Source organism: Sorangium sp. So ce185, assembly GCF_051526825.1.
GTDB lineage: Bacteria > Myxococcota_A > Polyangia > Polyangiales > Polyangiaceae > Sorangium > Sorangium cellulosum_D.
Map to the genome: position 1 here is coordinate 7,633,012 of NZ_CP150316.1, position 24,591 is coordinate 7,657,602.

At 74.1% G+C, this 24,591-nt stretch carries 23 protein-coding genes; 15 read left to right on the top strand and 8 right to left on the bottom strand.

All coding sequences use genetic code 11. From position 1 onward, the window contains the following. Positions 1-121: 121 nt before the first annotated feature. Entirely contained in the window at positions 122-373 is a 252-nt protein-coding gene (locus WMF26_RS27760) for a hypothetical protein (RefSeq protein ID WP_437995126.1), read from the top strand. A 119-nt stretch (positions 374-492) separates the two neighbouring features. Here the strand turns inward: WMF26_RS27760 and WMF26_RS27765 are convergent, their stop codons facing one another. Further along, positions 493-1,017 (bottom strand): hypothetical protein, encoded by a 525-nt coding sequence (locus WMF26_RS27765; protein WP_020737493.1) that lies wholly within the window; start codon positions 1,015-1,017, stop codon positions 493-495. A gap of 147 nt (positions 1,018-1,164) precedes the next feature. Here WMF26_RS27765 and WMF26_RS27770 point away from each other — a divergent pair, with 147 nt between their 5' ends. From WMF26_RS27770 to WMF26_RS27780, 3 genes are all read left to right on the top strand, one after another. Continuing rightward, positions 1,165-2,091: a hypothetical protein gene (locus WMF26_RS27770; RefSeq protein WP_437995127.1), complete on the top strand. Its 927-nt coding sequence runs from the start codon at positions 1,165-1,167 to the stop codon at positions 2,089-2,091. Positions 2,092-2,163: 72 nt separating this feature from the next. Beyond that, positions 2,164-3,726, top strand: coding sequence for an ATPase domain-containing protein (locus WMF26_RS27775; RefSeq protein WP_437995128.1), 1,563 nt, complete (start codon positions 2,164-2,166; stop codon positions 3,724-3,726). Beyond that, positions 3,719-5,482, top strand: coding sequence for an ATP-binding protein (locus tag WMF26_RS27780; RefSeq protein WP_437995129.1), 1,764 nt, complete (start codon positions 3,719-3,721; stop codon positions 5,480-5,482). The genes WMF26_RS27775 and WMF26_RS27780 overlap by 8 nt, the downstream gene beginning before the upstream one ends. An 82-nt stretch (positions 5,483-5,564) precedes the next feature. On the opposite strand, the gene WMF26_RS27785 is transcribed toward WMF26_RS27780, so the two are convergent. Together WMF26_RS27785 and WMF26_RS27790 are read right to left on the bottom strand one after the other, a co-directional pair. Continuing rightward, entirely contained in the window at positions 5,565-6,323 is a 759-nt protein-coding gene (locus tag WMF26_RS27785; protein WP_437995130.1) for a hypothetical protein, read from the bottom strand. 145 nt (positions 6,324-6,468) lie between these two features. Continuing rightward, positions 6,469-7,815: an ABC1 kinase family protein gene (locus WMF26_RS27790; RefSeq protein WP_437995131.1), complete on the bottom strand. Its 1,347-nt coding sequence runs from the start codon at positions 7,813-7,815 to the stop codon at positions 6,469-6,471. Between WMF26_RS27790 and ybaK the strand changes: the two genes are divergently transcribed. The 3 genes from ybaK to WMF26_RS27805 all read left to right on the top strand — a co-directional run bounded on the left by ybaK (position 7,793) and on the right by WMF26_RS27805 (position 10,578). Then, positions 7,793-8,281 (top strand): Cys-tRNA(Pro) deacylase, encoded by a 489-nt coding sequence (gene ybaK, locus WMF26_RS27795; RefSeq protein WP_437949172.1) that lies wholly within the window; start codon positions 7,793-7,795, stop codon positions 8,279-8,281. The two genes, WMF26_RS27790 and ybaK, sit on opposite strands and share 23 nt — an antisense overlap. A gap of 99 nt (positions 8,282-8,380) precedes the next feature. Further along, entirely contained in the window at positions 8,381-9,205 is an 825-nt protein-coding gene (locus WMF26_RS27800; RefSeq protein ID WP_437995132.1) for a hypothetical protein, read from the top strand. A gap of 203 nt (positions 9,206-9,408) precedes the next feature. Further along, positions 9,409-10,578, top strand: coding sequence for a serine/threonine-protein kinase (locus WMF26_RS27805; RefSeq protein ID WP_437995133.1), 1,170 nt, complete (start codon positions 9,409-9,411; stop codon positions 10,576-10,578). An 89-nt stretch (positions 10,579-10,667) separates the two neighbouring features. On the opposite strand, the gene WMF26_RS27810 is transcribed toward WMF26_RS27805, so the two are convergent. Next, positions 10,668-11,189, bottom strand: coding sequence for a DUF2243 domain-containing protein (locus tag WMF26_RS27810; protein ID WP_437995134.1), 522 nt, complete (start codon positions 11,187-11,189; stop codon positions 10,668-10,670). Positions 11,190-11,435: 246 nt separating this feature from the next. Here WMF26_RS27810 and WMF26_RS27815 point away from each other — a divergent pair, with 246 nt between their 5' ends. After that, complete coding sequence (locus WMF26_RS27815) at positions 11,436-12,254, top strand: hypothetical protein (RefSeq protein WP_437995135.1); 819 nt, start codon at positions 11,436-11,438, stop codon at positions 12,252-12,254. Between the two features lie 78 nt (positions 12,255-12,332). Here WMF26_RS27815 and WMF26_RS27820 read toward each other — a convergent pair whose 3' ends face one another. Then, positions 12,333-12,689, bottom strand: coding sequence for a hypothetical protein (locus tag WMF26_RS27820; RefSeq protein ID WP_437995136.1), 357 nt, complete (start codon positions 12,687-12,689; stop codon positions 12,333-12,335). A 187-nt stretch (positions 12,690-12,876) separates the two neighbouring features. Next, complete coding sequence (locus WMF26_RS27825) at positions 12,877-13,665, bottom strand: SDR family NAD(P)-dependent oxidoreductase (protein ID WP_437995137.1); 789 nt, start codon at positions 13,663-13,665, stop codon at positions 12,877-12,879. 310 nt (positions 13,666-13,975) lie between these two features. Between WMF26_RS27825 and WMF26_RS27830 the strand changes: the two genes are divergently transcribed. The 3 genes from WMF26_RS27830 to WMF26_RS27840 all read left to right on the top strand — a co-directional run bounded on the left by WMF26_RS27830 (position 13,976) and on the right by WMF26_RS27840 (position 15,835). Next, the gene (locus WMF26_RS27830) at positions 13,976-14,491 is read left to right on the top strand and encodes a polymorphic toxin-type HINT domain-containing protein (RefSeq protein WP_437995138.1); all 516 of its coding nucleotides are present in this window, start codon (positions 13,976-13,978) and stop codon (positions 14,489-14,491) included. Then, entirely contained in the window at positions 14,484-14,678 is a 195-nt protein-coding gene (locus WMF26_RS27835) for a MopE-related protein (RefSeq protein ID WP_437995139.1), read from the top strand. The genes WMF26_RS27830 and WMF26_RS27835 overlap by 8 nt, the downstream gene beginning before the upstream one ends. 212 nt (positions 14,679-14,890) lie before the next feature. Continuing rightward, a complete protein-coding gene (locus tag WMF26_RS27840) occupies positions 14,891-15,835 on the top strand; it encodes a hypothetical protein (RefSeq protein ID WP_437995140.1) in 945 nt (314 codons plus the stop codon). 167 nt (positions 15,836-16,002) lie between these two features. On the opposite strand, the gene WMF26_RS27845 is transcribed toward WMF26_RS27840, so the two are convergent. Continuing rightward, positions 16,003-17,823, bottom strand: a complete 1,821-nt coding sequence (locus tag WMF26_RS27845; RefSeq protein ID WP_437995141.1) for a DUF6178 family protein — start codon at positions 17,821-17,823, stop codon at positions 16,003-16,005. A 52-nt stretch (positions 17,824-17,875) separates the two neighbouring features. Continuing rightward, on the bottom strand, positions 17,876-21,751 hold the full coding sequence (locus WMF26_RS27850) for a serine/threonine-protein kinase (protein ID WP_437995142.1): 3,876 nt from the start codon (positions 21,749-21,751) through the stop codon (positions 17,876-17,878). Positions 21,752-22,198: 447 nt separating this feature from the next. Here WMF26_RS27850 and WMF26_RS27855 point away from each other — a divergent pair, with 447 nt between their 5' ends. The 4 genes from WMF26_RS27855 to WMF26_RS27870 all read left to right on the top strand — a co-directional run bounded on the left by WMF26_RS27855 (position 22,199) and on the right by WMF26_RS27870 (position 24,500). Continuing rightward, the gene (locus tag WMF26_RS27855) at positions 22,199-22,465 is read left to right on the top strand and encodes a hypothetical protein (protein ID WP_061628220.1); all 267 of its coding nucleotides are present in this window, start codon (positions 22,199-22,201) and stop codon (positions 22,463-22,465) included. Next, on the top strand, positions 22,462-22,605 hold the full coding sequence (locus tag WMF26_RS27860) for a hypothetical protein (protein ID WP_437949184.1): 144 nt from the start codon (positions 22,462-22,464) through the stop codon (positions 22,603-22,605). The genes WMF26_RS27855 and WMF26_RS27860 overlap by 4 nt, the downstream gene beginning before the upstream one ends. Before the next feature lie 68 nt (positions 22,606-22,673). Further along, a complete protein-coding gene (locus WMF26_RS27865) occupies positions 22,674-23,498 on the top strand; it encodes an SDR family oxidoreductase (protein ID WP_437995143.1) in 825 nt (274 codons plus the stop codon). A 321-nt stretch (positions 23,499-23,819) separates the two neighbouring features. Continuing rightward, positions 23,820-24,500: a universal stress protein gene (locus WMF26_RS27870; protein WP_437331458.1), complete on the top strand. Its 681-nt coding sequence runs from the start codon at positions 23,820-23,822 to the stop codon at positions 24,498-24,500. Positions 24,501-24,591: the final 91 nt, after the last annotated feature.

Genomic DNA, 24,591 nt, shown 5'->3' on the forward strand with positions numbered 1-24,591 from the left:
GCGAGGCGAGCGCCGGGGGCGAGAGAGAGAGAGAGCGGCCTCGATCTCGCCGGGGAGCCCCTTGCGGCGCGCCTCGGCGGCTCCAGCTGTCGAGGAGGGCACGGCAGCGGCGGGGGGACGCATGGAAGCGAGCGAGAAGACGGCGGTGAAGCGACAGCCGGAAGCGCCCGAGGGCGCCGCGGCCGGCCCCGAGCCGACGGAGACGGAGGAGGAGGCGCGCGGGGAGCGGATTCCGGAGACGCCGGTCGACCGCGGGGGCGCGCTCTCGCCGCGCGAGGCGCCGGACGCGCCGGTCGAGCCCGAGGACGAGGCGTCGGACGAGTCGTTCCCGGCGAGCGATCCGCCGGCCTGGACGCCGGGCCATTCCGGCTGAGCGCGGGGCTCGGCGGCGCGCTCGTTCGCGGCCGTAGCGCCGCGACCTCGAAGGGCGCGTGACCGGCGATGGGAAGGGCGCGTGACCGGCGATGGGGCGCATGACCGGCTGCGCGCCCGTCACGCCTCGGGAACGCCCCCTTCGAGCCACCTGCGCGCGCTCTCGGTGGTGAGCTTGAAGTCGGCGGGCACCCGCGACCGCGACACGACCTCCCCCGCGGCGTCGTGCACGGTGAGGATCGCGTGGGGGTCGTCCTCGTCGGGCACCACGTCGAGGTCCACCCGCACCCGCGCGCCGCCCTCGACCGCCACCGTCACGTTCCGGTGGAGCTGCGCCCGGCGCTGCTGGACGTGCCGCGCCAGCACCTCGTTCGCCGTCTTCACGAGGGTGGCGAACGCGCTCGCGTCGAGCGGCTTCGGGTTCTTCTTGTCGCGCCCCATGGTCCATGGCCCCACCAGCGAGGGCTCGCTCTGGCCGTCGCACGTCATCTCGACGGCCCACCCGTCGTCGTCCTCGTTCTTGATGACCCGCGCCGTCCACCCCTGGCCCCTCCACAGCTTCGGGTCCTGGTCCTCGGGGCGAACGGGGCGCGCCTGCCCCACCTCGTCGTGCGTCTCGTCGGTCGCGTCGTGCGTCGTGGCCATGGGCGCCCCGATGTACCCGCTCTGCGCGCGCCGCGTCCACCCCGTCGACGCGCCTCGGTCATTTCCTGTCAGCCGCCGGAGACCCTCGAGATCCCTGTGGAGGCCCGACAAGCTGGCCCGGGGCAGCCGAGCTGCGACACTCCCCCCATGCTCCTCCCCCGGCGCCCCTTCCTCGCCCTCTGCGCCGCCGCCCTCGCCCCGCGCACCGCCCTCGCCGACCCGGCCGGCCTCCCGTCCGCTGCGCCGCCGCCTCCGGCGCCCTCCGCCCCGCCGGCCTTCGACGTCCGCGACCTCCAGGTCCCCGGCGATCGCGCCCTCGGCCGGCGGTTCACGCTGCTCGTCCCGAGGCACCTCGCCCCGGGTGAGCGCGCGCCGCTGCTCGTGCTCCTCCACGGCCTCGGCGAGACCGGCGACGAGCGCCTCGGCGCCTTCGCGTGGCTCGAGCGCTACGGCCTCGGGTCCTCCTACGAGCGGCTCCGCCGCCCGCCGCTCGGGCGCACGTCGCGCCGCAAGGACTGGACCGACGCGCGGCTCGCCGAGGTCAACGCTGCCATCGCGGCGCGGCCGTTCCGGGGCCTGGCGATCGCGTGCCCGTACACGCCCAACGTCCACAAGGCCCCGAACCCCTCCGCGGCGCTCGACGGCTACGCGCGCTGGCTCGCGGAGGTGGTCCTGCCCCGCGCCCGCGCCGAGGCGCCCGTGTTCGACGACGCGGCCCGCACCTCGCTCGACGGCTGCTCCCTCGGCGGCTTCGTCGGTATCGAGGTCTTCCTCCGCAGACCCGAGCTCTTCGGCGCCTGGGGCGGCGTGCAGTCGGCCATCAGCGCCCACCGCGCCCCCGCCTACGCCGACCGGCTCGCCAGGGCCGTCGCCGCGGCCGGCCCGCGCGATCTCCACCTGCTCACCAGCAAGGGCGACCCGTTCCACGACGCGAACGCCGCCCTCGCCGCGCAGCTCGCGAAGCGCTCGATCCCCCACGCGCTCCGCGTCCTGCCGGGCCCGCACGACCAGCCGTGGCTCCGCGAGGCCGGCACGATCGAGATGCTCCTCTTCCACGACCGCCGCCCGCGCTGAAACGACCTCCCGAGCCCCACACGCCCCGTGCCCCCGTGGGACACGCACCAGAGAGCAACCCATATTGCCTGGATGGAGCGTCAACCGAACCATCCAACCGAGCTCCGCGACGGACAGGCGAGCTCGGGTGTCGACGGTCTGGACGAGATCCTGAGAGGTGGTTTCCCGCGCGGAGAGGTGCACCTCGTCCAGGGCGGCTCCGGGACCGGCAAGACCACGCTCGTGCTGCAATTCCTGCTCGCCGGCGAGAGGGCTGGCGAGAGCGGCCTGTACATCACGCTCGCCCAGACCAAGAGAGGACTCGAGGCGATCGCCCGCTCGCACGGGTGGTCGCTGGAGGGCGTGGCCGTGCACGACCTGTCGCTGGGCGATATCGCCGATCAGCTCGCCCCGGAGCAGACGGTCCTGCACACGGCCGAGGTCGAGCTGGGCGAGCTCACCCGGCGGCTGCGCCAGGCAGTCGAGGACGCCCGGCCTCGCCGCGTCGTGCTCGACTCGATCGGCGTGCTCGGCCTGCTGGCGGGCAGCAGGTCGCGGTTCCACCGAGAGATGGTGGCGCTCCGGCAGTTCCTGGCCGGGTACGGGTGCACGGCGCTGTTCGTCGGCGAAGGGTCGCTGGAGCCGGAGCTGGACAGCCACGGCAGCACCGAGTTCTACAGCCTGACCGGCGGCGTGATTCACCTGGAGCAGCGGGCGCCGGACTACGGCGAGGTCCGCCGGCGCCTCCGGGTGCTCAAGGTGCGCAGCGTCCCGTTCCAGGGCGGATACCACGATTTCCGGATCCAGACGGGCGGGATCGTGGTCTATCCGCGCCTCGGGATGCGCCACTCCGAGGAGTACGACGAGTTCCGGCAGATTCGAAGCGGCCTCGGGCCGCTGGACGACCTGCTCGGGGGCGGGCTGGAGCACGGCACCACCTGCCTCTTCATCGGTCCGGCCGGCTCCGGCAAGAGCACGCTCGCCGCGGTCTACGCCGAGGCGGCCGCCCGGGCGGGCGTGGGGGGCGCCATCTTCCTCCTCGAGGAGCGCCCGGAGACGTTCAAGGCGCGGTCGACGAACGTGGGGCTCGACCTCCAGTCCTACCTGGACAGCGGCCGGATGACGATCGAGCACGTCAGGACGTCCGATATCACCCCGGGCGAGTTCGCGCACAAGCTCCGCGCGGCCGTGGAAGACCGCAGGGCCAGGCTCATCGTGATCGACAGCCTCATGGGCTACTTCAATGCGATGGCGGACACGTCGATGCTCCCGGTGCAGCTGTACGAGCTGCTCAATTTCCTGAACCGCAGCGGGGTGCTCACGATCCTGGTCACGTCCCATGAATGGTTGATGGGCATCGGGTCCAGACAGCCGGTGGACGTCAGCTATCTGTCGGACTCGATCATCGTCCTGCAAATGTTCGAGTCCGACGGGCGCATCCGCCGGTGCCTAACGGCCGTCAAAAAGCGCCAGGGCGAGCACGACACGACGATCCGGGAGCTCAGCATCAGCCCCGGGGGCGTGCATGTCGGGGAGGAGCCGCTGAGGCACCTGCACAGCATCCTCAGCGGGAATCCGGTGCCTACCGACCGGGCTCGGCGCCGCGACGGCGGCGGGCGCCAGGCGCCCGGCGAGGAGGACGGCGGCGGTGGGTGACGGCGGCGCCGCGGACTGCAGCGAGCGCGTCCTCGTGCTGGCGCCGGTCGGGCGGGACACCCCGCTGCTCTGCCAGGTCCTCGGCCGGGCCGGGATCGAGGCCGCCCGGTGCGGCCGCGCGGACGAGCTCGCGACAGGCCTGCTGGACGGCGCCGGCGCCGCGTTGCTGACCGAGGAGGCGCTCTCGCCGATGGCCGTGTCGGCCCTGCTCGCGGCGCTGACCGCGCAGCCCTCGTGGTCGGATCTGCCCGTCCTGCTGCTGGCCGGCGCGGAGCCGCTCGCGCTCCGCAGCGCGCAGGCCGTCGCGGCGCTGCGCTCGGCCGGCAACGTGACGGTCCTGGAGCGGCCGGTCCGGGAGCTGACCCTGGTGACGGCCGTCCAGGCGGCGCTCCGCGCGCGCCGGCGGCAGCTCGAGGTCCGCGACCTCGTCGAGCGCGAGCGGGCCGCGCGGCAGGCCGCGGAGACGGCGCGGCAGCAGGTGGAGGACGCGTCGCGGGTCAAGGACGAGTTCCTCGCGAACGTGTCCCACGAGCTCCGCACCCCGCTGAACGCGATCTTGCTGTGGACCCGCCAGCTCACCAGCAATCCGGCGAGCGCGCAGGACGTGGCGCGCGGGCTCCTCGCGATCGAGCGCAGCGCCCGCGCGCAGTCGCGGCTCGTCGAGGACCTGCTCGACCTGGCGCGGATGGCCTCGGGCAAGCTCCGGCTGAGCTTGCAGGACGTGGATCTGGCGCAGGTCGCCGAGGCGGCCGTCGAGGTGGTCCGCCCCGCGGCGGAGGCCAGGCGCATCCAGCTCGACGCGGCGCTCGCTGCCGGGCTCGGCCGGGCGCGCGTCGATCCCGAGCGGATGCAGCAGGTGCTCTGGAACCTGCTGAGCAATGCCGTCAAGTTCACCCCGCCGGGCGGGCGGGTGCGGCTCTCGGCCCGGCGCGACGGCGGCGAGGTCCGCATCGAGGTCGCCGACACGGGCCGCGGCATCCGCCCCGAGCTCTTGCCGCACGTCTTCGAGCGCTTCCGGCAGCACGACGCGGCGACGCAGCGCCGGCAGGGGGGGCTCGGGCTCGGGCTGGCCATCTGCCGCCAGCTCGTCGAGCTGCACGGCGGCACGCTGTCCGCGGACAGCCGCGGGGAGGGGCTCGGCGCGGTGTTCACGGTGGCGCTCCCCCTGGCCGACGCCGTGCCCCGCGACGCCGGATCCCGCGCCGCCTGGCCTGCCGCGGCGGCTCCGCGGCGGCCTGCCGCGGCGGCTCCGCGGCGGCCTGCCGCGGCGGTTCCACGGCGGCCTGCCGCGGCGGCTCCGCGGGAGGGGGCCGCCGCGCCGGCCGAGGTCGGAGCCGCCGCGTCCGCGCGGCCGCTGGCGGGGATCCGGGTGCTCCTGGTCGAGGACGACAGCGACACGCGGGAGGTGCTGGTCTGCACGCTGGAGGCGCAGGGGGCCGAGGTGACGGCCGTCGGGTCGCCCCAGGCGGCGCTGGAAGCGCTGGAGCCGGCGGCGAGCCCCGCGGAGAGGCCGCAGGTGCTGCTGAGCGACCTGGGCATGCCGGGGATGGACGGCTACGAGCTGCTCCGCCGCCTGAGGGCGCTGGAGGGCGAGCGGGGCGACCGGCCGCTTCCGGCCGCGTTGCTCACGGCGTACGCCCGCCACGATGACCGGGCGCGGGCGCTCTCGGCGGGGTTCGCCGCGTACCTCGCCAAGCCGATCGAGCCGGAGCGGCTCATCGCGGTCATCGAGCAGCTCGCCCGACAGCGCGGCTGAGGGCGGGCCGAGAGGATGGTCGCGCGCGGCTGCCGGCAGGCGGGGAGCCGAGGCGCGCTCCCGCGGTCGGGCGCCTCGTGGATCAGGGGTGGAACCCGCAGTCCTCGACGCACCCGTCCCGTATGCACGTCAGCAGCCCGTCGAAACAGGCCTCGCTCAGGAGGGGAGCACCTTCGGTGCAAGCGGCCCCCGCAGAGAAGAGAAGCCTGTCGAGGTTGATCCAGTCCTCCTCCGAGGTGCAGACGGAATCGTACAGCCTGCACTCGGTCGTGCATTCGTAGCAACGACCCTCGAAGCTGAAGTGGGAGCAGATGTTGTCCGGCGTGATGGGCGACTCGGCCGGAAATGGGGTCTCGATCTGGCGCCCGTCGAGCGCGGCGAACACCAGCCGCGCCGGCTCCTGCTCGGCGCTCTTGCTGAAGCCCATCTCGCAGCGCAAGGAGCCAGAGGACGGCAGATTCACCGCCGGGCACGGATTCGTGATCCATCGGAAGGGCACCCAGCCGAGCGAGAACCCATCCGAGCTCGTCACGGAGAAGCTCTCCGGCGTCACCGGGAGCGGCGACGTATCCTGATTCCTGAGGACCAACGAGACCCGCAGCGCCGATTCGTCCTGGTGCCATTCGACGATCTCGAGCGCCAGGATCTCGCCCTCCGGCGCGGTCGTCCCGCTGGAGGCGGTCGTGCCGCCGCCCGCGCCTGACGTTGTCGTGCCGCCGCCCGCGCCTGACGCCGTCGTCCCGCCGCTCCCGTCGTCGGGCGCGTCGTCCGACGACCCGCCACAAGCGGCGGCGAGCAGGGCGAGCGCGGCGATTGTCCTTCGATGAGCGAGTCTGTTCATGTGACCCTCCAAGGCCTGCCCCGATCAAGGGCCGCGACCGCCCGTTATAGCGCCGACCGCTCCCGGCAGAAGCCGTCGAGCCGCTCTCCGACGCGCCCCCGCCAGCGGGTCGCGCATGCGCCGGGTCGCGCACGCGCGCGCAGCCTTACTCGAGCAGCCCCGCCTCCCGCAGGAACGCCCGCTCGACCGCGGCGTAGTCGACCTCCACGTCGAGCCGCGCGAGCACCGAGTAGAACCCGAACTGGAGCCGGTTCAAGAACACCATGCCCGGCGGCAGCTGCACGAACCCGCTGTCCTTCACCAGGATCTGCTCCTTGATCGCCTTCACGCCCTCCACCAGGCTCGTCACGTAAGCCCGCGTGACGCGGAACGGCGCGCGGAACAGCGGCTCGAAGCACCGCCGCGTGTACGCGAGCGACATCTCCTCGAACCGCCCGCCGCGCGTCCCCAGGATCAGCGCCGCGTGCCGCGCGAACGCCGCCTCGTCCTTCCGCAGCGCCGCGAGGTGCATCCCGCGCCCGTGCTCGAGCCGCGCGCCGTCGAGCGGCTCCACGCAGCCGAAATCGAGGAACGTGACCCGCCCGTCCGCGTGAAAGAGGTAGTTGCCCGGGTGGGGATCCGCGTTGAACATCCCGCCGACGAGGTTGCCCTTGAAGACGAAGCGCCAGAGCGCCTCGGCATGGGCGCGCCGGGTGCGCTCGTCGCGCGCCGCGGCCTCCTCCAGGGTCGCGCCGCGCGCGAGCTCGGCCGTGAGCACGCGGCGCGACGAGCGAGACGCGATGACCTCGGGGATGTGAATCGTCGGATCGCCCCGGTGAACGCCCGCGAAATACCGCTGTCGCTCCGCCTCGAGGGTGTAGTCGAGCTCCTCGAGGAACCGCGCCCGGACCTCCTCGAGCACGCGCCTCGAGTCGAGCGCCTTGGGCGCCACCGCGCCCACCATCGCCCGGATCATGCCGGCGTTCTCCAGGTCGCTCGCGAGCGCCCGGTCGATCCCCGGGTGCTGGACCTTCACGGCGACCTCGCGCCCGTCCGCGAGCGCCGCGCGGTGCACCTGGCCGATGGAAGCGCTCGCGAACGGCGCGTCGTCCCACGCCGCGAAGAGCTCGTCGACCCGGGCCCCGAGGTCCTCCTCGACCACCGCGCGGACGGCCGCGGGCGAGGACGCCGGCGCGGCGGCGCGGAGGGAGCGCAGCGCGGCCTCGTACGCCTCGCGCTGCGGCTCGGGGATGAAGCCGTCGACGTAGCTCGCCATCTGGCCGACCTTCGCGGCGAGCCCGCGCATCGTGCCCAGCACCTCGGCGACGTGCGCCGCGGCGTCCGCGGCGGCGTCGCCCCGCCGCGCGAGGAGGTGCGCCGCCCCCGCGCGGGCGCCGAGGCCCGCGAGGCGGACGAAGCGGTTCAGCCGGCCTTCGGGGAGCTTCTTCTCGGTCGTCATCGGCCCGGCCGGCGCGTATAGCATGCCCCGCATGAAGACCAACGCGGCGCGCATCCTCGACAGCCTCGGCGTCCCGTACGAGCTGCGCACCTACGAGGTCGATCCGAGCGACCTGACCGCGAGCACCGTGGCCAGGAAGATCGGCCTGCCGCCGGAGCAGGTGTGGAAGACGCTGGTGGCGCGCGGCGACCGCCACGGCGTCTGCTTCGCGGTGGTGCCGGGCAACGCCCAGCTCGACCTCAAGGCGATCGCGCGGCTCACCGGAGACCGGAAGGTCGACACCGTGCCCCTCAAGGAGGTCCAGCCGCTCACGGGCTACGTCCGCGGCGGGGTCACCGCGCTCGGCGCGAAGAAGGCCTATCCGGTCTACGCGGACGAGACGATCGAGCTCTTCGATGTCGTCTCCATCTCGGCCGGCGTGCGGGGCACCCAGATCCTCATCGCCCCCGGCGACTACCTGCGCGCGACGAAGGCCGCGGTCGGCCCCATCGTCGCCGCCCCCGGCGGCGACGCAGATTGACGCCCCCGGCGGCGACGCAGATTGACGGCGCGCGCCGCCGGATCGCGGTATGCTGGGAGCGCTCGGCTGCGGGCCGAGCCCGGGGCGGCGACGAGGGATATGACCAGAGCGGCCTGCGACGTGCGCGACCCGAGCGAGCTGACGACCGCCGAGCTGCGGCAGCTGTGCCAGGGCAGCCATCCGTGGGAGCTCGGGCTCGGGGCGGTCCAGCTGGTCGCGTCGGCCGCGGCGGGGGGCGCCGTGCTCGCCGCGGCGGCCGCCTGCATCCCCGGGCTGGTCCAGTGCATCAGCGTGGGCCCGGCGTTCGCGGCGGGGCTCGCGGTGTGGGAGTCGCTCGGGGCGGCCCAATCGTGGCTCCCCGGCGCGGCGTACCGCGAGGAGCTCGCGTTCCGCGCGTGGCACGCGGGGCTCTTCCCCTGGGCGCAGCGCCACGCGCAGCGGCGCTGGGCGAGGCGCGCGATGGCGCGCCGGCCGGCGCCGGACTGGCTCCTCGTCCTCGAAGGCATCGCGCCGGCCGGCGGCGGGCGCCGCTGGGTCAAGGTCGAGCTCTCGCTCTCGCCGTCCTCCGACGGCCCGTTCCGCTCGCAGGCCAGCGGGCACGCGCTGCTCCACCCGGGCGGCGGCGGCGCGGCCGAGCCGCGCGAGCGGCGCCTCGCGCCCGAGGAGCTCGACGACCTCGGGCGCGCGCTCGCCGAGCTCCCCGACGGGCTCTCGCTCGCCCCCCTCGCCTGGCCCCGGAGCCCCGCGGCGTTCAGCGGCCACTGCGAGCTGCTCATCGCCAGGAGGGCGCCGTTCGCCGTGGTCCAGCTGACGTGCGCGTTCCCGCCGCGCGAGGCGGGCGCGCAGCCGCCCTCGCTGTCCCTGCTGCACCGCCTCGCGGAGATGGCGTGGGGCGAGGGCGGCCCCGCGCGGGCGGAGCGGTGATGGCGCGGAGCGCGGCGCCGCGCCGCGACCCATCTCCCCGGCTCGGCGACCGACCTCTGGAGCGCCGCGCGGCTCGAGAGGGCGAGCGCTGTTGACGTGTCTCGCACGTGTCTCGCGCGTGTCTCGCCAGCGCGCCGGCGGCGCGCCCGTCCACGGGAGACGTCGTTGCCGCACCAGGGTCGCTTCGCTAGGCTGCACTGCGATTGATCGGCCAGACGATTGACCGCAAATACAAGCTCGTGCGCCTCCTCGGCGAGGGGGGGATGGGCTCCGTGTACGAGGCGGAGCACACGACCACGCAGCTGCGCGTCGCGATCAAGGTCCTGAGCACGCGCCACCTCCTGCCCGGCAGCGAGGGGGTGAAGCGCCTTCGCCGCGAGGCGCGGGCCGCGAGCGCGATCGACAGCGAGCACATCGTGCAGGTGCTCGACGCGGGCACCGACGCGGAGACGGACACCTCGTACATCGCGATGGAGCGCCTCCACGGGAAGGATCTCCAGCAGCGCATCGACGCGGTCGGGCCCCTCCCGCCCGACGTGGTGCTGCGCATCGGCGCCCAGGCGCTCGCGGGCCTGCACAAGGCGCACGAGGCGCGCATCGTCCACCGCGACATCAAGCCGGCGAACCTCTTCCTGGCGAGGCGCCCGGACGGGTCGCTCACGGTCAAGATCCTCGATTTCGGCATCGCCAAGATCCTGGCCGATCCGCTGGCCGTGGCGCATACGACGGGGCTGACGCACACCGGCAGCGTGCTCGGCTCGCCGCTGTACATGTCGCCCGAGCAGGTGCAGAGCGGCCGCGACGTCGATCACCGCACCGACCTCTGGTCGCTCGCCAGCGCCCTCTACTGCGCCCTCGCCGGCCACGCCCCGTACCAGCAGGTCGGCACGCTCGGGAAGCTCGTCTACACGATCTGCAGCACGCCGCCGCTGCCGCTCCACGAGATCGCCCCGTGGGTCCCGGTCGAGGTCGCGGCGGTCCTCCACGGCGCGCTCGCGCTGGATCCTTCGGCGCGCTACCCGAGCGCCGCGGCCATGCTGGCGGCGATGCGCCCGCTGCTCACGGGCGGCACCGCGCTCGACCCGTCGATGATGAAGGCCGAGCGCCGCGCGAGCGAGCCCGCGTCGAGCGCTCCGTCCCTCGCGCTGGCGTGGCCGGGCGGCGAGCAGCTCGGCAGCTCGGTCGAGGCGGCCGCGCCGGCCCCGGGGGGCGAGACCACGGCGTCGCTCGACATGACCTCTGCCGCGGAGGGCGACGCGGGCGCGGCCGTCGCGGAGGGCGATCCGATGACCACGCTCGCCGTACCGCTGCCGCTCACGGCGGTGGTGGTCAAATTTGAACATGAAGGCGGGAAGGCGGGAAGAAAACACTAATGTTCTTCCCGCCTTCCCGCCTTCGTGTGGACTCTCCCTGGGCAAGGTCGACCCCTACCCGGCGCCGGCCCTCGCCCCGCCGCGCCCCCTCATCCCGCTGACAGCCCGGCGCGCGCGCCGCGCGGCGCCGCGCGCATCAGGCGCAGGCCGCCGAGCACGAGCAAGCCCCCGGACGCGAGGAAGGCGAGATCACAACCCAGCTGACCTGGGCCTGGACGGACGTGGTGAATCTGGAGGAGGTGATGATCGATCACGCCCTCGACCAGGTTGAACAGTCCCCAGCCCACGGCGGCGGCGCCGGGGAGGATCCGCCCCGGCAGCAGGGCGCCGCCGCTGCGCAGCGCGCCCCAGAGCTTGCGGACTCCTGCCACGGTGAGACCGAATGCGACAGCGCTGAACAGGCCATCTGCGAAGATGTTCCTCCGCACGTCGTCGATGGTCGCGCCCGGATGGCAGCTGAAGCAGATCAGGTGGTGCCACTGCAGGAGCTGATGGAACAGGATTCCATCGATCAGCCCGCCCGCCCCCAACCCGAAGAGCACACCGGCCGTCTTCACGGCGCGCAATGTCCTCGTGGGAGCGTCGAGATCGAGCGGGCGCGCCGTGCTCATGGGGTCCTCCTGGGCGCAGCACCATGCGAGGGCCAAACCACGGGCGCGCGCGGACGAGGTCGGGTCGGCCGGGCCAGCGGGACGGTACGGGCGCGTCCGCGCGGCCGCGGGGAGCCCGGGTCGATCGCGCTCGGGGCGGTGTCCTGGCCCCGTGGACTGGCTGACGCGGCGCTGGCACGGAGTTGGCACCCGCCGCGGATCCTAGGTTTCGAAGAAATCGTCGAAAGGTGTCAGATGGAGAATCGAATGAACCCGGAACGCGCCGCAGGAACGCCGGAGCCGGAGCACCAGGGTCCCAAGCCGGTCCCTTACACCTACCATGATGGTCGCGAGGACTATCTCCATGTAGGCCGACAAGGGGGCACGGAGGCCGACCAGCCCGCGGCGCTGGTCCCCCCCTCCGAGGGGATGTCTCCCCGTATCGAGACAACCGCACTTCCGCCGGAGGCGAGCGCCCTGCCGCCCGAGACGGCTGTGCCGGCCGAGGCGGCGTCTCCGCCCGCTCGGGCGAGCGCCCTGCCGCCCGAGGCGACGGCCCTGCCTCCCGAGGCGACGGCCCTGCCCCCCGAGGCGACGGCCCTGCCCCCCGAGGCGCCCCGCGCGGCGGCGCAGCGCCCTCAGCAGGGGGCCCGCATGAGCGAGATCGTCACGCGCGGGCTGCGGACCGGCGCCGCGCTGACGGCGGCGACGATGTGCACGATGATGGCAGCGTCGACCCTCAAGCGCGGGTCGCCCTGGGCCTCCATGAACGCCATGGCCACGGCCGTCGGGCTCGGGGGGCGCCGCGCGAGCGACCGGTTCGATCCGGTCGTCACGCCCGCCGGCGTCGCGGTGCTGGCCGGGGGCCTGCTCGCCTGGGGCATCGGCTACGAGAAGGCGCTCGACGCGACCGGGAAGCGCAGCGGCCCGCTCACGGGCGCGCTGTCGGCGCTCGGCGGCTTCCTGTTCGACGAGCTGATCCTGCCCGATCGGCTCATGAAGAACTTCCGCGACAAGATGGGTGTGCTCGGCACCCTCAGCAAATACGTCGCCCTGGGCGTCGCGAGCGCCGCGGCCCCGCGCTGAGCGCGCGAGGCGCCGGCGCGCTCGCCCCTGGTCCGGCCGGGCGAAGGACTCGAGCCCCGCGGTCGCGCCGGCCCCGTGTTACCCCTGCCCGGCGGCCCTGCGCTCCTCGGCGCTCCGCTCCTCGTGCTGCGGCAGCGCGCCCGCCACCGGCCGCGCCTCGTCGGCCGCGTCGCCGTCCTGCGCCGGCGGCTCCTCCGGCGGGGCCGCCTCGCCCGCGGGCGCGGGGCTGGGATCCCGCGGCTCGAGCGAGCCCGCAGGGCCGCCGCGCCCGGACTCCTCGTAAGGACCGCCGCCGAGCGTGCCCGGCGCGCGGAGCTCGGCATCCTTGGGATGCGGCCCGTCGAGCCGGAAGATCCCCTTCGACTGATCGACCTCGTCGACGCGCCCCTTGCCCTGCGCCTGCGGCTCGGGCCGCTCCTCGTCATCGCGCCCCATGGTTCCCCTCCATCGCCGCGCGCCGTGCATCCCCCGCACACGCGCGCTCCGACCCGCTGCGTGCACGCGAGGTGCCGGCGCGCGCCGGCGATCGGCCGCTCACGCCGGCCGCGCCGAGCGGGGCCATCCCCATGAGCATCATCGCATAGACCGGCGATCGGGCGGGGCGGCCGCGCAGGAGCGCGGCTCAGCCCCCGCCCGCGTAGCCCGCGGGCCACGCGGCCGGCACGAGGCCGCCGTCGACGATGATGTCCTGGCCCGTGACGAACGAGGCCTTGTCGCTGAGGAGGAACGCGACCGCCGCGGCCACCTCTGCCGGCTTGCCGACGCGGTTCATGGCGTGGAGCGACGAGGCGAAGGCGCGCCCCTGGGGATCGTCGAGGCGCCAGCCCGCCGTGGCCATCTCCGACTCGATGATACCGGGGCTCACCGTGTTGATACGGATGCCCTTCTGCGCGACCTCGACCGCGGCGCCGCGCGAGAGCGCGACGAGGCCGGCCTTGGACGCGGCGTAGGCCGAGAGCCCGGGAAAGGAGCGCGACGCGGCCACCGAGGCGCAGTTGACGATGGAGCCCCCACCCCCCGCGAGCATGGCCTTGATCTGGTACTTCATGCACCAGAAGACGCCGCGGAGGTTCGTGTCCAGGAACTGGTCGTAGTCCTCGTTGCTCATCTCGACGAACGGCGCCAGAAAGCCGACCCCGGCGTTGTTGAAGCTGCCGTCGAGGCGGCCATACGTGGAGACCGCGGCGTCCACGAGCGCCTCGACGTCGCGCTCGACGCGCATGTCGGCGGTGACCCAGGTGATCTCCCCGCCGCGGTCCTTGACGGCGGCCACCAGCTCGCGCCCCTGCCCCTCGCGCCGCGCGCTCGCGACGACCTTCGCGCCCTCGGCCGCGAGCGCGGCGGCCGTCTCCCTGCCGATGCCCGCGCTCGCGCCCGTGACGATGACGACCTTGTCTTTCAAAGCTCCCATGCCGCACATCCTCTCGCGAAGGTGATCGACGCCGCCGTGATCGGCTCCGGCGCTCGCCATGCCGAGATAAAAGAAGAACAACCGCCCTCGCGCGCCTCGGGCGCCGCCGTGCGCGCAGAGCGGGCCGCGACGATGCCAAGGACGCGGCGAAAAGGGAAGCAGTTCCAGCGTCCTGCGCGATGTCCAGCGGTGCGCGACGCGCGGCGCGCGCGCGGATGTGGGGCGCGCAACCCTCTGCTTTGGGGCTCGTCTCCCCGGCGGACGACGGGTAGGGTCCGGCCGTCCTGAAGGAGGGACGATGATGAGAGCGATGTGGCGGCCTATCGCGGGGCTCGGGCTGTTGATGGCGGGGGCGGCGCGCGGATCGGACAGCTGCTTCGTGCGCGGCACGCGGATCGTGACGCCGCGGGGCTTCCGGCGCATCGAGGATCTCGACGTGGGGGACGAGGTCTTCAGCCTGAGCCTCGAGCGGCGCGCGCCGGTGGTGCGCAGGGTGGCGCGGGTGCTCCGCGCGCGGGCCACCGAGGTCCTCCACGTCGCCGCGGGGGAGCTGGTCGTCGCCGGCGTGACGGCCGAGCACCCCTTCTACGACGCCGCGCGCGGCGCGTGGGTCGACGCGGGCGCGCTGCGCGAAGGGACTCGGCTCCTGGCGTGGCTCGGCTCGGCGGACGTCCGCGAGCTCTCCGTGACGGCGCACCGCCCCGCGCCGTCGGCCGGCAAGGTGGATGTCTTCAACCTGACGATCGATGGCCCGGAGCGGAATTACTTTGCTGAGGGCCTGCTGGTCCACAACAAATCGCGATCGGACTGCGATCTGGATGGGTGACCAAGCGCTGGACTACCGCGACGACCTTCCGTCGGTGCATCCGGGAGCAGAGGAGGTGTGCGGCGACGGCCTGGACAACAACGGTGATGGCATCACGTGCGGCGATGGGCCGGAGGGCGCAGTCGGCTCAGGCGGCACCGTCGCCTGGGCGCTCCTGGCGTCTCGGCGGCTCGCGCTCCTTCGGTGATGCGACGTTCCCTCCGTCCGTCGCTCCAGGTGCGTTGCGCCCCATCGAGCGGGCGCAATCGCCCGATCCGCCCTGCGAGCCCTGGCGGACACACACCTGACCGTGCGTGACCCACACCACATGACGCGTCGCACCTCGCGCGCGCCGAGCCGCTGCGCGGGCTGCGCGGAGCGCGCCCGGCGGGGGCGGAGTTGGGCTATAGGCCTGCGCCCATGAACCGACCTCGCCTCGTCGCCGGCGCGCTCTTCCTGGCCGGCCACCTCTTCGCGCTCGGTTGCAGCGCCCCCAAGCCGGAGCCCGAGATCGCCTCCTCGGCCCACCAGAGCGGCTACGCCGAGCGTTACCCGGCCGAGCTCCAGGCCACGGCCACGTCGTTCAGCGAGCGCGAGGACCTCGCGAAGCGCGCCACGGGCCAGTTCCAGGGCTACCCGGGCGAGCTCAAGAAGCCGGACTGGAAGGTGGCCGTCGAGGTCGTCGAGCAGGCGGACGCGGCGGGCAAGAGCTACGACTACGTCGAGCGCCTGCGCGTCGTGAACGGCGCCATGGAGTTCTTCAACGAGAACCAGGAGGAGCTCACCCGCAAGGTGAGCGGCGCCGCGCAGTACGTCGTCAAGCAGAAGGGGTGCGACGCCGACGTCACCGGCGCCACCGCGCACGCGCTCGAGGAGGGCGTCGCGCGCCAGCTCGAGAAGTACGTCCGCGATCGCAACGAGGCGCACCGCACCATCGAGCGCCACCGCGCCTCGCTCGGCAAGGAGAACGCCGCGGCGCTCGAGCGGCAGGCCGACGCCGTGAGCTTCGCGAGCTACACCGTCCACGTCGACATGGTCGAGCACAAGCTCCGGCTCCGCCGGATGCTCGAGGAGATCGAGGCGATCAAGGCGTCGATCGACGAGGCCGTGGCCGCGGAGCGCGCGTTCCAGGCCTCGGGCCGGCGCACCGACGAGGAGAAGAAGGCGTCGGACGAGCGCATCGAGGAGCTCGGGCGCAGCAAGGCGATGCTCGACTCGTCCGCGACCCAGGTGAAGGAGATCGACGCGACGATGGAGGAGCGCATCGCCGCGGCCCAGAAGGGCTACCGCGAGGCGCTGGACCGCCTCATCGCCACGCTCCGCAAGAACGCCGGCCTGCCCGAGGCGCCCCCGCGCGAGGGCTGATCGCGCGCCGCCGCCCCGCCCTGGAGGCGGCGCTGCGGGGCAGTGCTCAAAATTGAACATGAAGGCGGGAAGGCGGGAAGAAAGATCAATGTTCTTCCCGCCTTCCCGCCTTCATGTGAACTCTCTCCGGGCAAATTTGAGCACGACCCGCGGCGGTGGCCGAGCCCCTACTTCCGGCGGCCCGCGCCGGGCTGCGCGCGCTTGCGCGCCTTGGCGGGCGCAGCGGCGCCGGCCGCGCGCGGGGCGGCCTTCGCCTCGCGCCCAGCGGCGCCGGCCGCGCGCGGGGCGGCCTTCGCCTCGCGCCCAGCGGCGCCGGCCGCGCGCGGGGCGGCCTTCGCCCCGCTCCCCTCCGGCCGCGCCAGCATCGCCTGGATGGCCCGGATCTGCGCGCCGCTCGAGACGAACCGCGAGCGCTGCGCGCCCCCCGCCTGCGCCCCCTCGACCGCGCCGTCGGGCAGCGTCGGGAGCTCGTCCAGGAGCGCGCGGTAGGTCGCCGTCGCCTCGGCCCCGAGCGCGCGCTCGATCCGATCGAGCTTGCCGCGCGAGCGCCACGGCTTGCCCGCGTCGGCGTCCGCCGCGAGCCCGGCGGCCACGCGCTCGATCTCCCGGGCCGCCTGCCCGTCGGGCTGGTCGGCGACCAGCCTGGCCAGCGCCTTCCGGAGCGCGCCGGCGGCGAAGAGCACCACCTCGTGGTGCAGGAGGTGCCACCCGGCCATGAACATCTTCACCGCGTCGTGCTCGGTCATCGCCGACGCGAGCTCGTCCGCGCCCGGCTTCTTGCGCCCCGCGCGCTCTCCGAGGAGGCGCTCGAGCCCGAGGCTGCAGGTGCAGAGCACGGCCTCGGCCGCCTCGAACGGCCGGAACGCGCGGCCGTCGTGGCTGCACCCGGAGATGAGGACGTTCACGAGGTAGCTCAGCTCCAGGAGCCGCTTCCCGTAGAGCTCCGCGTCGCGCGCCATCGCCTCGCGCATCGCCGACGTGAACAGGAGGTCTTCCCCCTCGCGCGGCGCGCCGGCCGTGAGGAGCCGCGCCTCCGCCGCGGGCGGCACGATGTCCGCCTCGCGCAGCACCTCGAGGAAGCTCTGGAGGTCCTCCGCGGCCGGCGCGCCCTTCTCCGCGCCGGAAACCGGCCGCCGGGCCGCCGCGGCCGGGGGCCGCGCCTTCGCCGCCGCCGCCCGGAAATGCGCGCGCGTGACGGCATCGTACGTCCGGGCCCCGAGGATCTCGTCGAGCGGCGTGACCCGCGCCAGGTTGAGGAAGCTCACGGCCGCGGACGGCGCGACGAACCCCTCTTGCTCGCGCCGGTCCTCCCGGTCCGCGGCGACGTCGGACTCCAGCATCTCCTCGGAGGTGAGGACGTCGTAGAGCCCGCCGGACTCCTCGATGATCTCGGTGGAGATGGCGCAGCACCGCTCGAGCAGCGCCCGCAGGAGCGCGTGGTGCTCCCTGTCGAGCTCGACAAGGACCTGGAGGATGGGATCCCAGCTCCGGTGGTCCTTGGCGATGATGCGGAACTCCTCGAACTCTTGATACAGGCAGCTCTCGAGCGCCTTGTCCACGAGATCGTCGTCGTCCGAGCGCTCCGAGCTCGACATCTGCACGCTGAGCCCGTCGATGTCGATCACGAGGACGTGCTTGCACAGCGCCAGCGTGACGAGATCCTCGTCGAGCTCGGCGATCTTCCGCGCCGCGAACGCCTCGCCGGCCTCGAGCATCACCTCGAGCCAGAGGGCGAACCGATCCGCGTCGAACGCCTCGTCCTTGCCCGGGCGCTCGCTGCGCCACAGGTCCTCGTCGAAGATCCCCTTGAGCTGCTCGGTCGTCGCGAGCGCGACGATCTCCCCCGCGTCCTCCAGGCCGATGTGGTGGATCAGCCGGGTGAGGACCGGCGCCTCGAGCCCCTGCACGAGCCGCACGAGATCCGGCTGCTCGAGGAGCTTCGCCACCAGGTGGCGAGGACGCGTCGACTTGGCGAGCGCATTCGTCATATCGAGTCTCACCTCCCTCGCGGTGCTCCACGAGGAGCACGCGAACCTTTGCCTACCCCACCCACCGCTCCGCCATCGCGAGCGTCTTCTGGTTGTCCGGCACGGTGAGGAACCGCTCCCGCCACACCGGATCGCTGATCTTCCCCGCCCTCTCCAGGAGCCTCTCCCGCGCCGCCGCGATCACCGCCGCGCAGTCGGCCTCCATCCCGTTCGCCTCCAGCGCCTCGGCGTAGACGAGGCGCACCGCGGACTCCCCCTCCTCGATCGCCCCGATCCCCTCCAGCATCGAGAACGCCTCCCCCGCCGCCGAGAGCCCCTCGTCGTACCTCCCGAGGCCGAGGAGCGCCCGCGCCCGCGCCGCCACCGCCGCCGCGCGCAGCGGCGGAGCGCTTTGCAAGATCTCCGCCGCCGTCCTCGCCTCCCGCTCCGCGGCCTCATAATCCCGGGCGAGCAGCGCGATCCGCGCGAGGTACGTCCGCGCGCTCCCCTCCTGGCGCGGATCCCCGAGCCGCTGCGACAGCGCGATCGCCTCCCGCGCGGTCCGCTGCGCCTCCTCGATGCGCCCCCGGTAGCCGAGCACGTGCCCCAGGTTGCTCAGCGTCGCCGCGGCCAGCTCGTGCAGCCCCATCCGCTCCGCGGCCGCGAGGGCGCTGCGCAGCACCTCCTCCGCGCCCGCGAAATCGCCGAGCTCCGCGTGCATGTAGCCCACGTTCATGCGGACCGCGCAGGCGTTGCCGCGATCGCCCGCCCGCTCGAACGCCGCGAGCGCCGACGACAGGCCCCTCAGGCAGGCGCCGGGGTCGCCGTTCACGAGCGCCCGGATCGACCGCACCTCGTGCAGCCGCGCCTCCACTTCGACCTCCCGCTCCGCGAGGTCGGTCCCGTCGCCCTCGACCGCCTCGATCAGCGCGTCCGCGAACGCGTAGCGCCCCCCGAACACGAGCAGGAGCGCGCCCTCGACGAGGCACATGTGCTTCTCCACGAGCGCGCCCTCCGCCTCCGCCTCGGCGGCCTGCGCCACGCCCATCCAGCGCTCCACCCGCTCGAAGCCGCCGAGCTTGCCCGCGGCGACCGCCACCTGCTTGATCGCCGAGAACCACGGCGCCGAGCCGGCCGGCAGCCGCTCCACCGCCTCGACGCCGCGCTGCTCCGCGAGCGCGAGCTCCCCGCGCCAGACGTGCGCCTCGGCCTCCACGAGGCGCAGCGCGCCCAGCGTCTGCGCCGTCGGGCCGCACGCGACCCCGCGCTCGGCGCGCTCGACGGCGGCGGCGAGGTCCTGCGCCCGGAGCGCCTGCTCGGCCGCGCGGCAGTAGGCCGCCGCCGCCCGCGACAGCTCGCCGCCGCGCTCGAAGTGCTCGCCGAGCGCCATCGCGTCCGCCGCGCCCGCGCGCGAGAGCCACTCGCCCGCCAGCCGGTGCCCGAGCCGCCGATCGCCCTCGGTCAGCATCCCGTAGGCCGCCTCCCGGACGATCGCGTGCTGGAAGCTGTACTCGACCTCGCCGGGGAGGCTCCCCTCGCCGCGCCGCGCGATGACCTCGCGCTGCTCCAGCTCGACGAGCTTCGGCGCCACCTGCGCCCCGCCCACGAGCGCCGAGACGCCGCCCTGCCAGAACGTCTGCCCGAAGATGCTCGCCGCCCGCAGCACGCGCCGCGCCTCGATGTCGAGCGCCTCGATGCGCGCCTGCACCATCGCCAGCACCGTCTCGGGCAGGTCGGCGCCCTTGCCGTCGGCGACCGCGCGGAGCTGCTCCTCCAGGTAGAACGCGTTGCCGTCGGCGCGGTCGACGATCATCGTGAGCAGCTCCGGCGCGACGTCCTCGCCGAGCACCTGGCGCACGAGCCGCTCGCTCGCGCGGCGCGGCAGCCCCGAGAGCTGCACCTCGTGCACGCCGCGCCCCGCCCAGAGCTTCGGGAAGAGCTCGCGCACCTCGGGCCGGCCGAGCGCGAGCACCATCAGCCGCTGGTCGCCGAGGTTGCGCAGCGCCGAGTCGACCAGCATCACGCTCGGCAGGTCGCCCCAGTGCAGGTCCTCGAGCACGAGCAGCACCGGCCGCGCCGAGCACTCGGCGCGCAGGAGGTCCTCCCAGGCGAGGCGGATCTGGTCGCTCATCAGCACGGGGTTCCGCCGCGCCGCCATGAGCTGCACGCTGTCGCCGTCGGGGAACGGCACGCCCATGAGCTCCCCGAGGAACGCCGCGGTGCGCGGGGACTCGCCCCGGCCGTGCCGCGCGACGCGCGCGCGGATCTTGTGCTGCCGCGCCTCGATGGGCTCGCCGTCGAACAGGCCGATCGTGCGCCGGAGCGCCGACGCGAGCAGGGCGAAGGCCGAGCCGGCGCCCATGGGGTCGCCGCGCCCGATCCACACTTCCATCTCCTCGCCGCGGTCGCGGAGGCGGCGGAGCAGCTCGGTGCGGAGGCGGGATTTGCCGGCGCCCGCGGGCGCGGTCACGAGCACGGCGCTCGGCGTCGACTCGTCGACGCAGTGCGCGAACGCGGCCTCGAGCAGGGCGAGCTCGCGGTCGCGCCCGACGCACGGCGTCGGCCTGCCGAGCAGCGGCGGCGTCGTGGCGAGCGCCTCGCGCTCGCCGTGCAGGCGGAGGCCGCCCTTGTCGCGGGTGATGTCGAACCGGGAGCCGAGCAGCCCCGCGGTCACCTCGTCCATGCGGACGGCGTCCGCGCCGGCCGGGGCGTGGGCCGGCGGCAGGAGGTGGACGGCGCGGTCGATGAGCTCGCCGACCGGCAGCCGCGAGGAGATCTCGGCGCGGCCGGTCACGAGCGCGACGGGCACGCAGCCGAGCAGCGCGTTGAGGGCGAGCGCGCAGCGCGCGGCCTGGGCCGCGAGGTCGGTCGGCGCCCCGCTGGCGGAGAGCACGATGAGCGGGGAGCGCGACTCCAGGATCTCGAGCTCGCCCTGGTAGCGCTCGGCCACGGCGATGAGCGCCTTGCTGCGCTCCAGGTCCTCCTCCTGGGAGCGCGTCGCCTCGGCGTCGCCGGTCACGTCGCGGGCGAGCACGAGGCACATCATCTTGCGCTCGTTCGTGGTGATCTCGCTGCCGCGCAGGGTGTTCGACGGGCGGCTGCTCACGGCGCCCGCGCCGAGGTCGTCGAGCTCGAGGAGCTCGGCCGCGACCGCGTCGCCGTCCCTGGGCCGCTCGTTCGGCGGCTTCGCGAGCATGCGCGCGACGAGGTCGTCGAGCGCCTCGGGGATGTCGCCGCGGAGCTCGCGGAGCCGCGGCGGGTCCTCGAGGATGACCTTGATGAGCACCGAGAGCCCGTCGGCGCCCTGGAACGCCGAGCGCCCGGTGAGGCACTTGAAGAGCACGCAGCCGAGCGAGAAGACGTCGGCGCGGGCGTCGATGTTCGGCTCGCTGCGGGCCTGCTCGGGCGCCATGTAGCCCGGGGTGCCGAGCATCGTGCCCGGCATGGTGAGGTGCCGGTCGATGGCGCCGAGGCGCACCACGCCGAAGTCGATGAGGGTGACCCCCTCGACGACGCCGCCCACGAGGAGCAGGTTGCTCGGCTTGAGGTCGCGGTGGACGATGCCGGCGCGGTGGACGACGCCGAGCGTCGAGGCGACCCTGGAGGCGAGCGCGAGGGTCTCGCGGACGGAGAGCGACCGCCTGGCGAGGCGCTCGGTCAGCGTCTCGCCGGCGAGCCACTCCATGGCGAGGTAGGGCTGCCCCGTGTCGGTCGCGCCGTGCGCGACGTAGCGCACGATGCCCGCGTGCCGCAGCGCGGTGAGCGCCTCGAGCGCCTCGGCCTCGCGCGCGAACCGGATCGCCTCCTGGAGCCCGCGGCGCTGCAGGACCTTGAGCGCCACCGGCTCGTTCGCGGCCAGATCGATGGCGCGGTAGACGTCGCCCATCCCGCCGGAGCTGGCGAGGCCCTCGAGCCGGAAGCGACGGTCGATGACGTCTCCCACGCGCATCTCGGCTCCCCGTGTTACCTGAGATCTCGCATGAGCTTGCTTACAACGTGAGTAGACGAACTCGGCGCCGATCGCCAGCGAGTCCGCCCGGAGCGGCCGGGCACGGCGACACGTCGGCGGCATCGACCGCAGTCACTGTAATGTAGCAAACGCAACCTACCCGGGCACGGGCGGCGCGCGCCGTGCCGAGCGGGGTGGTGCGCCCGCGCGCGGGTCCCGGGAGGCGGGCGCTCCCCGGGAGACGCCCTCGCTCCCGCGGGCTCGTCCGGCGCGCGCGCGGCCCAGTCATCGCCCTGGCGGGGCGGCGCGCCGGGGGGTTGACCGGGCATTTTCACCACAGCGGGGCAAAACGTCCTATCGGCGCGGCGGGCGTCAGGGCGGAGCATCGCTTTCGTGATGGCGGCCTGGACTCGAATGCATGGCATGCAGCGTGCTGGGCTGAAGCGCATGAAGGCGAAGCTGTCCAAGAAGCAAAAGAGGAAGCTCAACAAGCTCGGTCGGAAGGTCCTCAAGCCGGTCGCTGCGGTGACGAGCCTCGCGGCGGCGTTCGCGGCCGGGCTCTATGGCGGCAGGGCCAAAGGCTACCTGACCAGCGCGGGCACGACCGTGACCCGCAGGGTGAAGGGCTGGGCGAGCTCGCTGGGTGTCCCCCGGCTGGCCAATGGCGTTGCGGAGAGGGCTCATCCGGAGGTTGAGCTCGCGCAGTCGTCATGAAGAAGAAGACGCGACGAGCCCTGCGGAGGGCGGTGAAGGCGGTGTCTGCGGCGGCGGCGGCCATCGTCGTCGAGACGATCGGCGCCGCCGCGGGGAGCCTGCTGAAGGACGCGCTGAAGGGGCGGCGGCGCGCCCGCTGAGGCGTCCTGGCGCGGGCGTGCACGAGCGTCTCGCGCCTGGCGCTCTCCTGGGGTAGGTTCCGCCGCCGATGGACACCCGAACTTACTTTCAGGGCAAGAGCGTCCTCGTGACCGGCGGATCGAGCGGCATCGGCCTGTCGTTCGCGCGGCTCGTGGCGGGCTACGGCGCGGCGGTGACGCTCGTCGCGCGCCGCCGGGCCCTCCTCGACGAGGCGGCGGTGGGCATCCGGCGGGAGCACCCGTCGGCGCGGGTCGACGTCCTGGAGCTCGACGTCAGCCGGTCGGAGGACGTCGCGCGGGCCGTGGAGTCGCTGCTCGCCGAGCGCCCGATCGATCACCTCGTGAACAACGCGGGCGCCGTGATGCCGGGGCGGTTCCTCGAGCTGCCGGTCGAGGAGTTCCGCGGCATGATGGACGTGAACTTCTTCGGCGCCGTCCACCTGTGCAAGGCGGTGCTGCCGGCGATGGTGGCGCGCGGGAGTGGCCATGTGCTCAACGTCTCGTCGCTGGCGGGCGTGATCGGCATCTACGGCTACACGCCGTACGCCGCGAGCAAGTTCGCGCTGATCGGCTTCTCGCAGGCGCTGCGCGCGGAGATGTGGCCGCACGGCGTCCGGGTGAGCGTGTGCATGCCGCCCGACACCGACACGCCGCAGCTCGCGTTCGAGAACCGGTACAAGCCCGCGGAGACCAAGGCCATCGCGGGCAACGTGAAGACGCTGGAGCCGGACGCGGTGGCGCGCAGCATGGCCGACGGCATGGCGCGCGGGCGGTTCGAGATCTACCCCGACGTCGGCTCGCGCGTGAGCGCGATCGCGCAGGGGGTGATCCCGGGCGTGGTCCGCTGGGTCTGCGACAGCGCGCAGCGGAAGGCCGGCTCGGCCGCCGGCTGACGCTCCCGGCCGGCGGCGCGGGGCTCGGCCGCTGGCGGAGCGCTCTGGGTCGCCGGCGCGCGGGCTCGGCCGCCGGCTGAGCGCTCTGGGCCGCCGGCGCGCGGGCTCGGCCGCTGGCTGAGCGCTCCCGGCCGCCGGCGCGGGCTCGGCCGCTCCCTTCGACACTCCTTTCGTCCACGCATCACGTGCGCGGCGAAGCGCATCGCCTGCGTCCCGGGCTCTTCCGGCGCCGCGCCGAGCGCGACCGCGCGCGGCGCGGCGAGAGGCACGCTCGTTGCGACTCGGTCGCGAGCCAACAAGGACATGTCACGGGAGGAAGCCATGGAATCGAATCCTTCGAGCACATCGGCCACAACCAGGCCGTTCAACGTTCTGGCGGCGGTGGATCTCTCGCCGGCGAGCCGGGGCGTGCTCCTCCGGGCGCTGTGGCTGGCGAACGCCGAGGAGACCGGCGGCGAGGTGCACGTCGTGGCGGTGGCGGACAGCGGCCGGGAGATGCTGGGCTTGCAGGGCCTCGCCAAGACCTCGAGCGCGGCGGACGCCGCGGCCCGGCTCCAGGAGCTCGCGACGAGCGTCGCCAACGAGTTCGCCGTGCCGCCGCGCCCCCCGCACGTCGAGCGCGTGGTCACGCACCTGCTCACGGGCGATCCGGCCCGGGAGATCGTCTGGCTCGCGGCGCACGTCGACGCGGATCTCATCGTGATGGGGACGCACGGGCGCACCGGCGTGAAGCGCGTGCTGCTCGGCTCGGTCGCCGAGCGCGTGGTGCGGACCGCGGGGTGTCCCGTGTGCGTGGTCCGGGACAAGCACCACGACGACTCGTGGCGCATTCCGGAGATCGAGCCGCCCTGCCCCGACTGCCTCGCGGAGCGCAACCGGACCGGCGGAGCGAGCCTGTGGTGCGCGCGCCACCAGGGGCATGTCCACGCGCACGTCTACTCGGGCGCCGAGACGACGAGGACGGTGCGCCGCGCGGTGAGGCCCTGGGGGTTCTCGACCTGACGATGCGTGCCGCGCGCAGAGACCGTGTGAAAAGCGTCGACGAGGCCGGCGTTCCGGCGGGCTCGCGTGCGATGGCATCGGGTACGTGCCG

Bases quoted from the DNA above. Each gene is read 5' to 3' on its own strand.
- WMF26_RS27835 (WP_437995139.1), top strand. From the start codon at position 14,484: ATGGGTGACCAAGCGCTGGACTACCGCGACGACCTTCCGTCGGTGCAT.
- WMF26_RS27820 (WP_437995136.1), bottom strand. From the start codon at position 12,689: ATGGGGCGCGATGACGAGGAGCGGCCCGAGCCGCAGGCGCAGGGCAAG.
- WMF26_RS27810 (WP_437995134.1), bottom strand. From the start codon at position 11,189: ATGAGCACGGCGCGCCCGCTCGATCTCGACGCTCCCACGAGGACATTG.
- WMF26_RS27845 (WP_437995141.1), bottom strand. From the start codon at position 17,823: ATGACGAATGCGCTCGCCAAGTCGACGCGTCCTCGCCACCTGGTGGCG.
- WMF26_RS27785 (WP_437995130.1), bottom strand. From the start codon at position 6,323: ATGAACAGACTCGCTCATCGAAGGACAATCGCCGCGCTCGCCCTGCTC.
- WMF26_RS27855 (WP_061628220.1), top strand. From the start codon at position 22,199: ATGAAGGCGAAGCTGTCCAAGAAGCAAAAGAGGAAGCTCAACAAGCTC.
- WMF26_RS27790 (WP_437995131.1), bottom strand. From the start codon at position 7,815: ATGCGCGCCGCGTTGGTCTTCATGCGGGGCATGCTATACGCGCCGGCC.
- WMF26_RS27775 (WP_437995128.1), top strand. From the start codon at position 2,164: ATGGAGCGTCAACCGAACCATCCAACCGAGCTCCGCGACGGACAGGCG.
- WMF26_RS27865 (WP_437995143.1), top strand. From the start codon at position 22,674: ATGGACACCCGAACTTACTTTCAGGGCAAGAGCGTCCTCGTGACCGGC.
- WMF26_RS27765 (WP_020737493.1), bottom strand. From the start codon at position 1,017: ATGGCCACGACGCACGACGCGACCGACGAGACGCACGACGAGGTGGGG.
- WMF26_RS27815 (WP_437995135.1), top strand. From the start codon at position 11,436: ATGAACCCGGAACGCGCCGCAGGAACGCCGGAGCCGGAGCACCAGGGT.
- WMF26_RS27825 (WP_437995137.1), bottom strand. From the start codon at position 13,665: ATGGGAGCTTTGAAAGACAAGGTCGTCATCGTCACGGGCGCGAGCGCG.
- WMF26_RS27760 (WP_437995126.1), top strand. From the start codon at position 122: ATGGAAGCGAGCGAGAAGACGGCGGTGAAGCGACAGCCGGAAGCGCCC.
- WMF26_RS27850 (WP_437995142.1), bottom strand. From the start codon at position 21,751: ATGCGCGTGGGAGACGTCATCGACCGTCGCTTCCGGCTCGAGGGCCTC.
- WMF26_RS27800 (WP_437995132.1), top strand. From the start codon at position 8,381: ATGACCAGAGCGGCCTGCGACGTGCGCGACCCGAGCGAGCTGACGACC.
- WMF26_RS27870 (WP_437331458.1), top strand. From the start codon at position 23,820: ATGGAATCGAATCCTTCGAGCACATCGGCCACAACCAGGCCGTTCAAC.
- WMF26_RS27830 (WP_437995138.1), top strand. From the start codon at position 13,976: ATGTGGCGGCCTATCGCGGGGCTCGGGCTGTTGATGGCGGGGGCGGCG.
- WMF26_RS27770 (WP_437995127.1), top strand. From the start codon at position 1,165: ATGCTCCTCCCCCGGCGCCCCTTCCTCGCCCTCTGCGCCGCCGCCCTC.
- WMF26_RS27840 (WP_437995140.1), top strand. From the start codon at position 14,891: ATGAACCGACCTCGCCTCGTCGCCGGCGCGCTCTTCCTGGCCGGCCAC.
- ybaK (WP_437949172.1), top strand. From the start codon at position 7,793: ATGAAGACCAACGCGGCGCGCATCCTCGACAGCCTCGGCGTCCCGTAC.
- WMF26_RS27860 (WP_437949184.1), top strand. From the start codon at position 22,462: ATGAAGAAGAAGACGCGACGAGCCCTGCGGAGGGCGGTGAAGGCGGTG.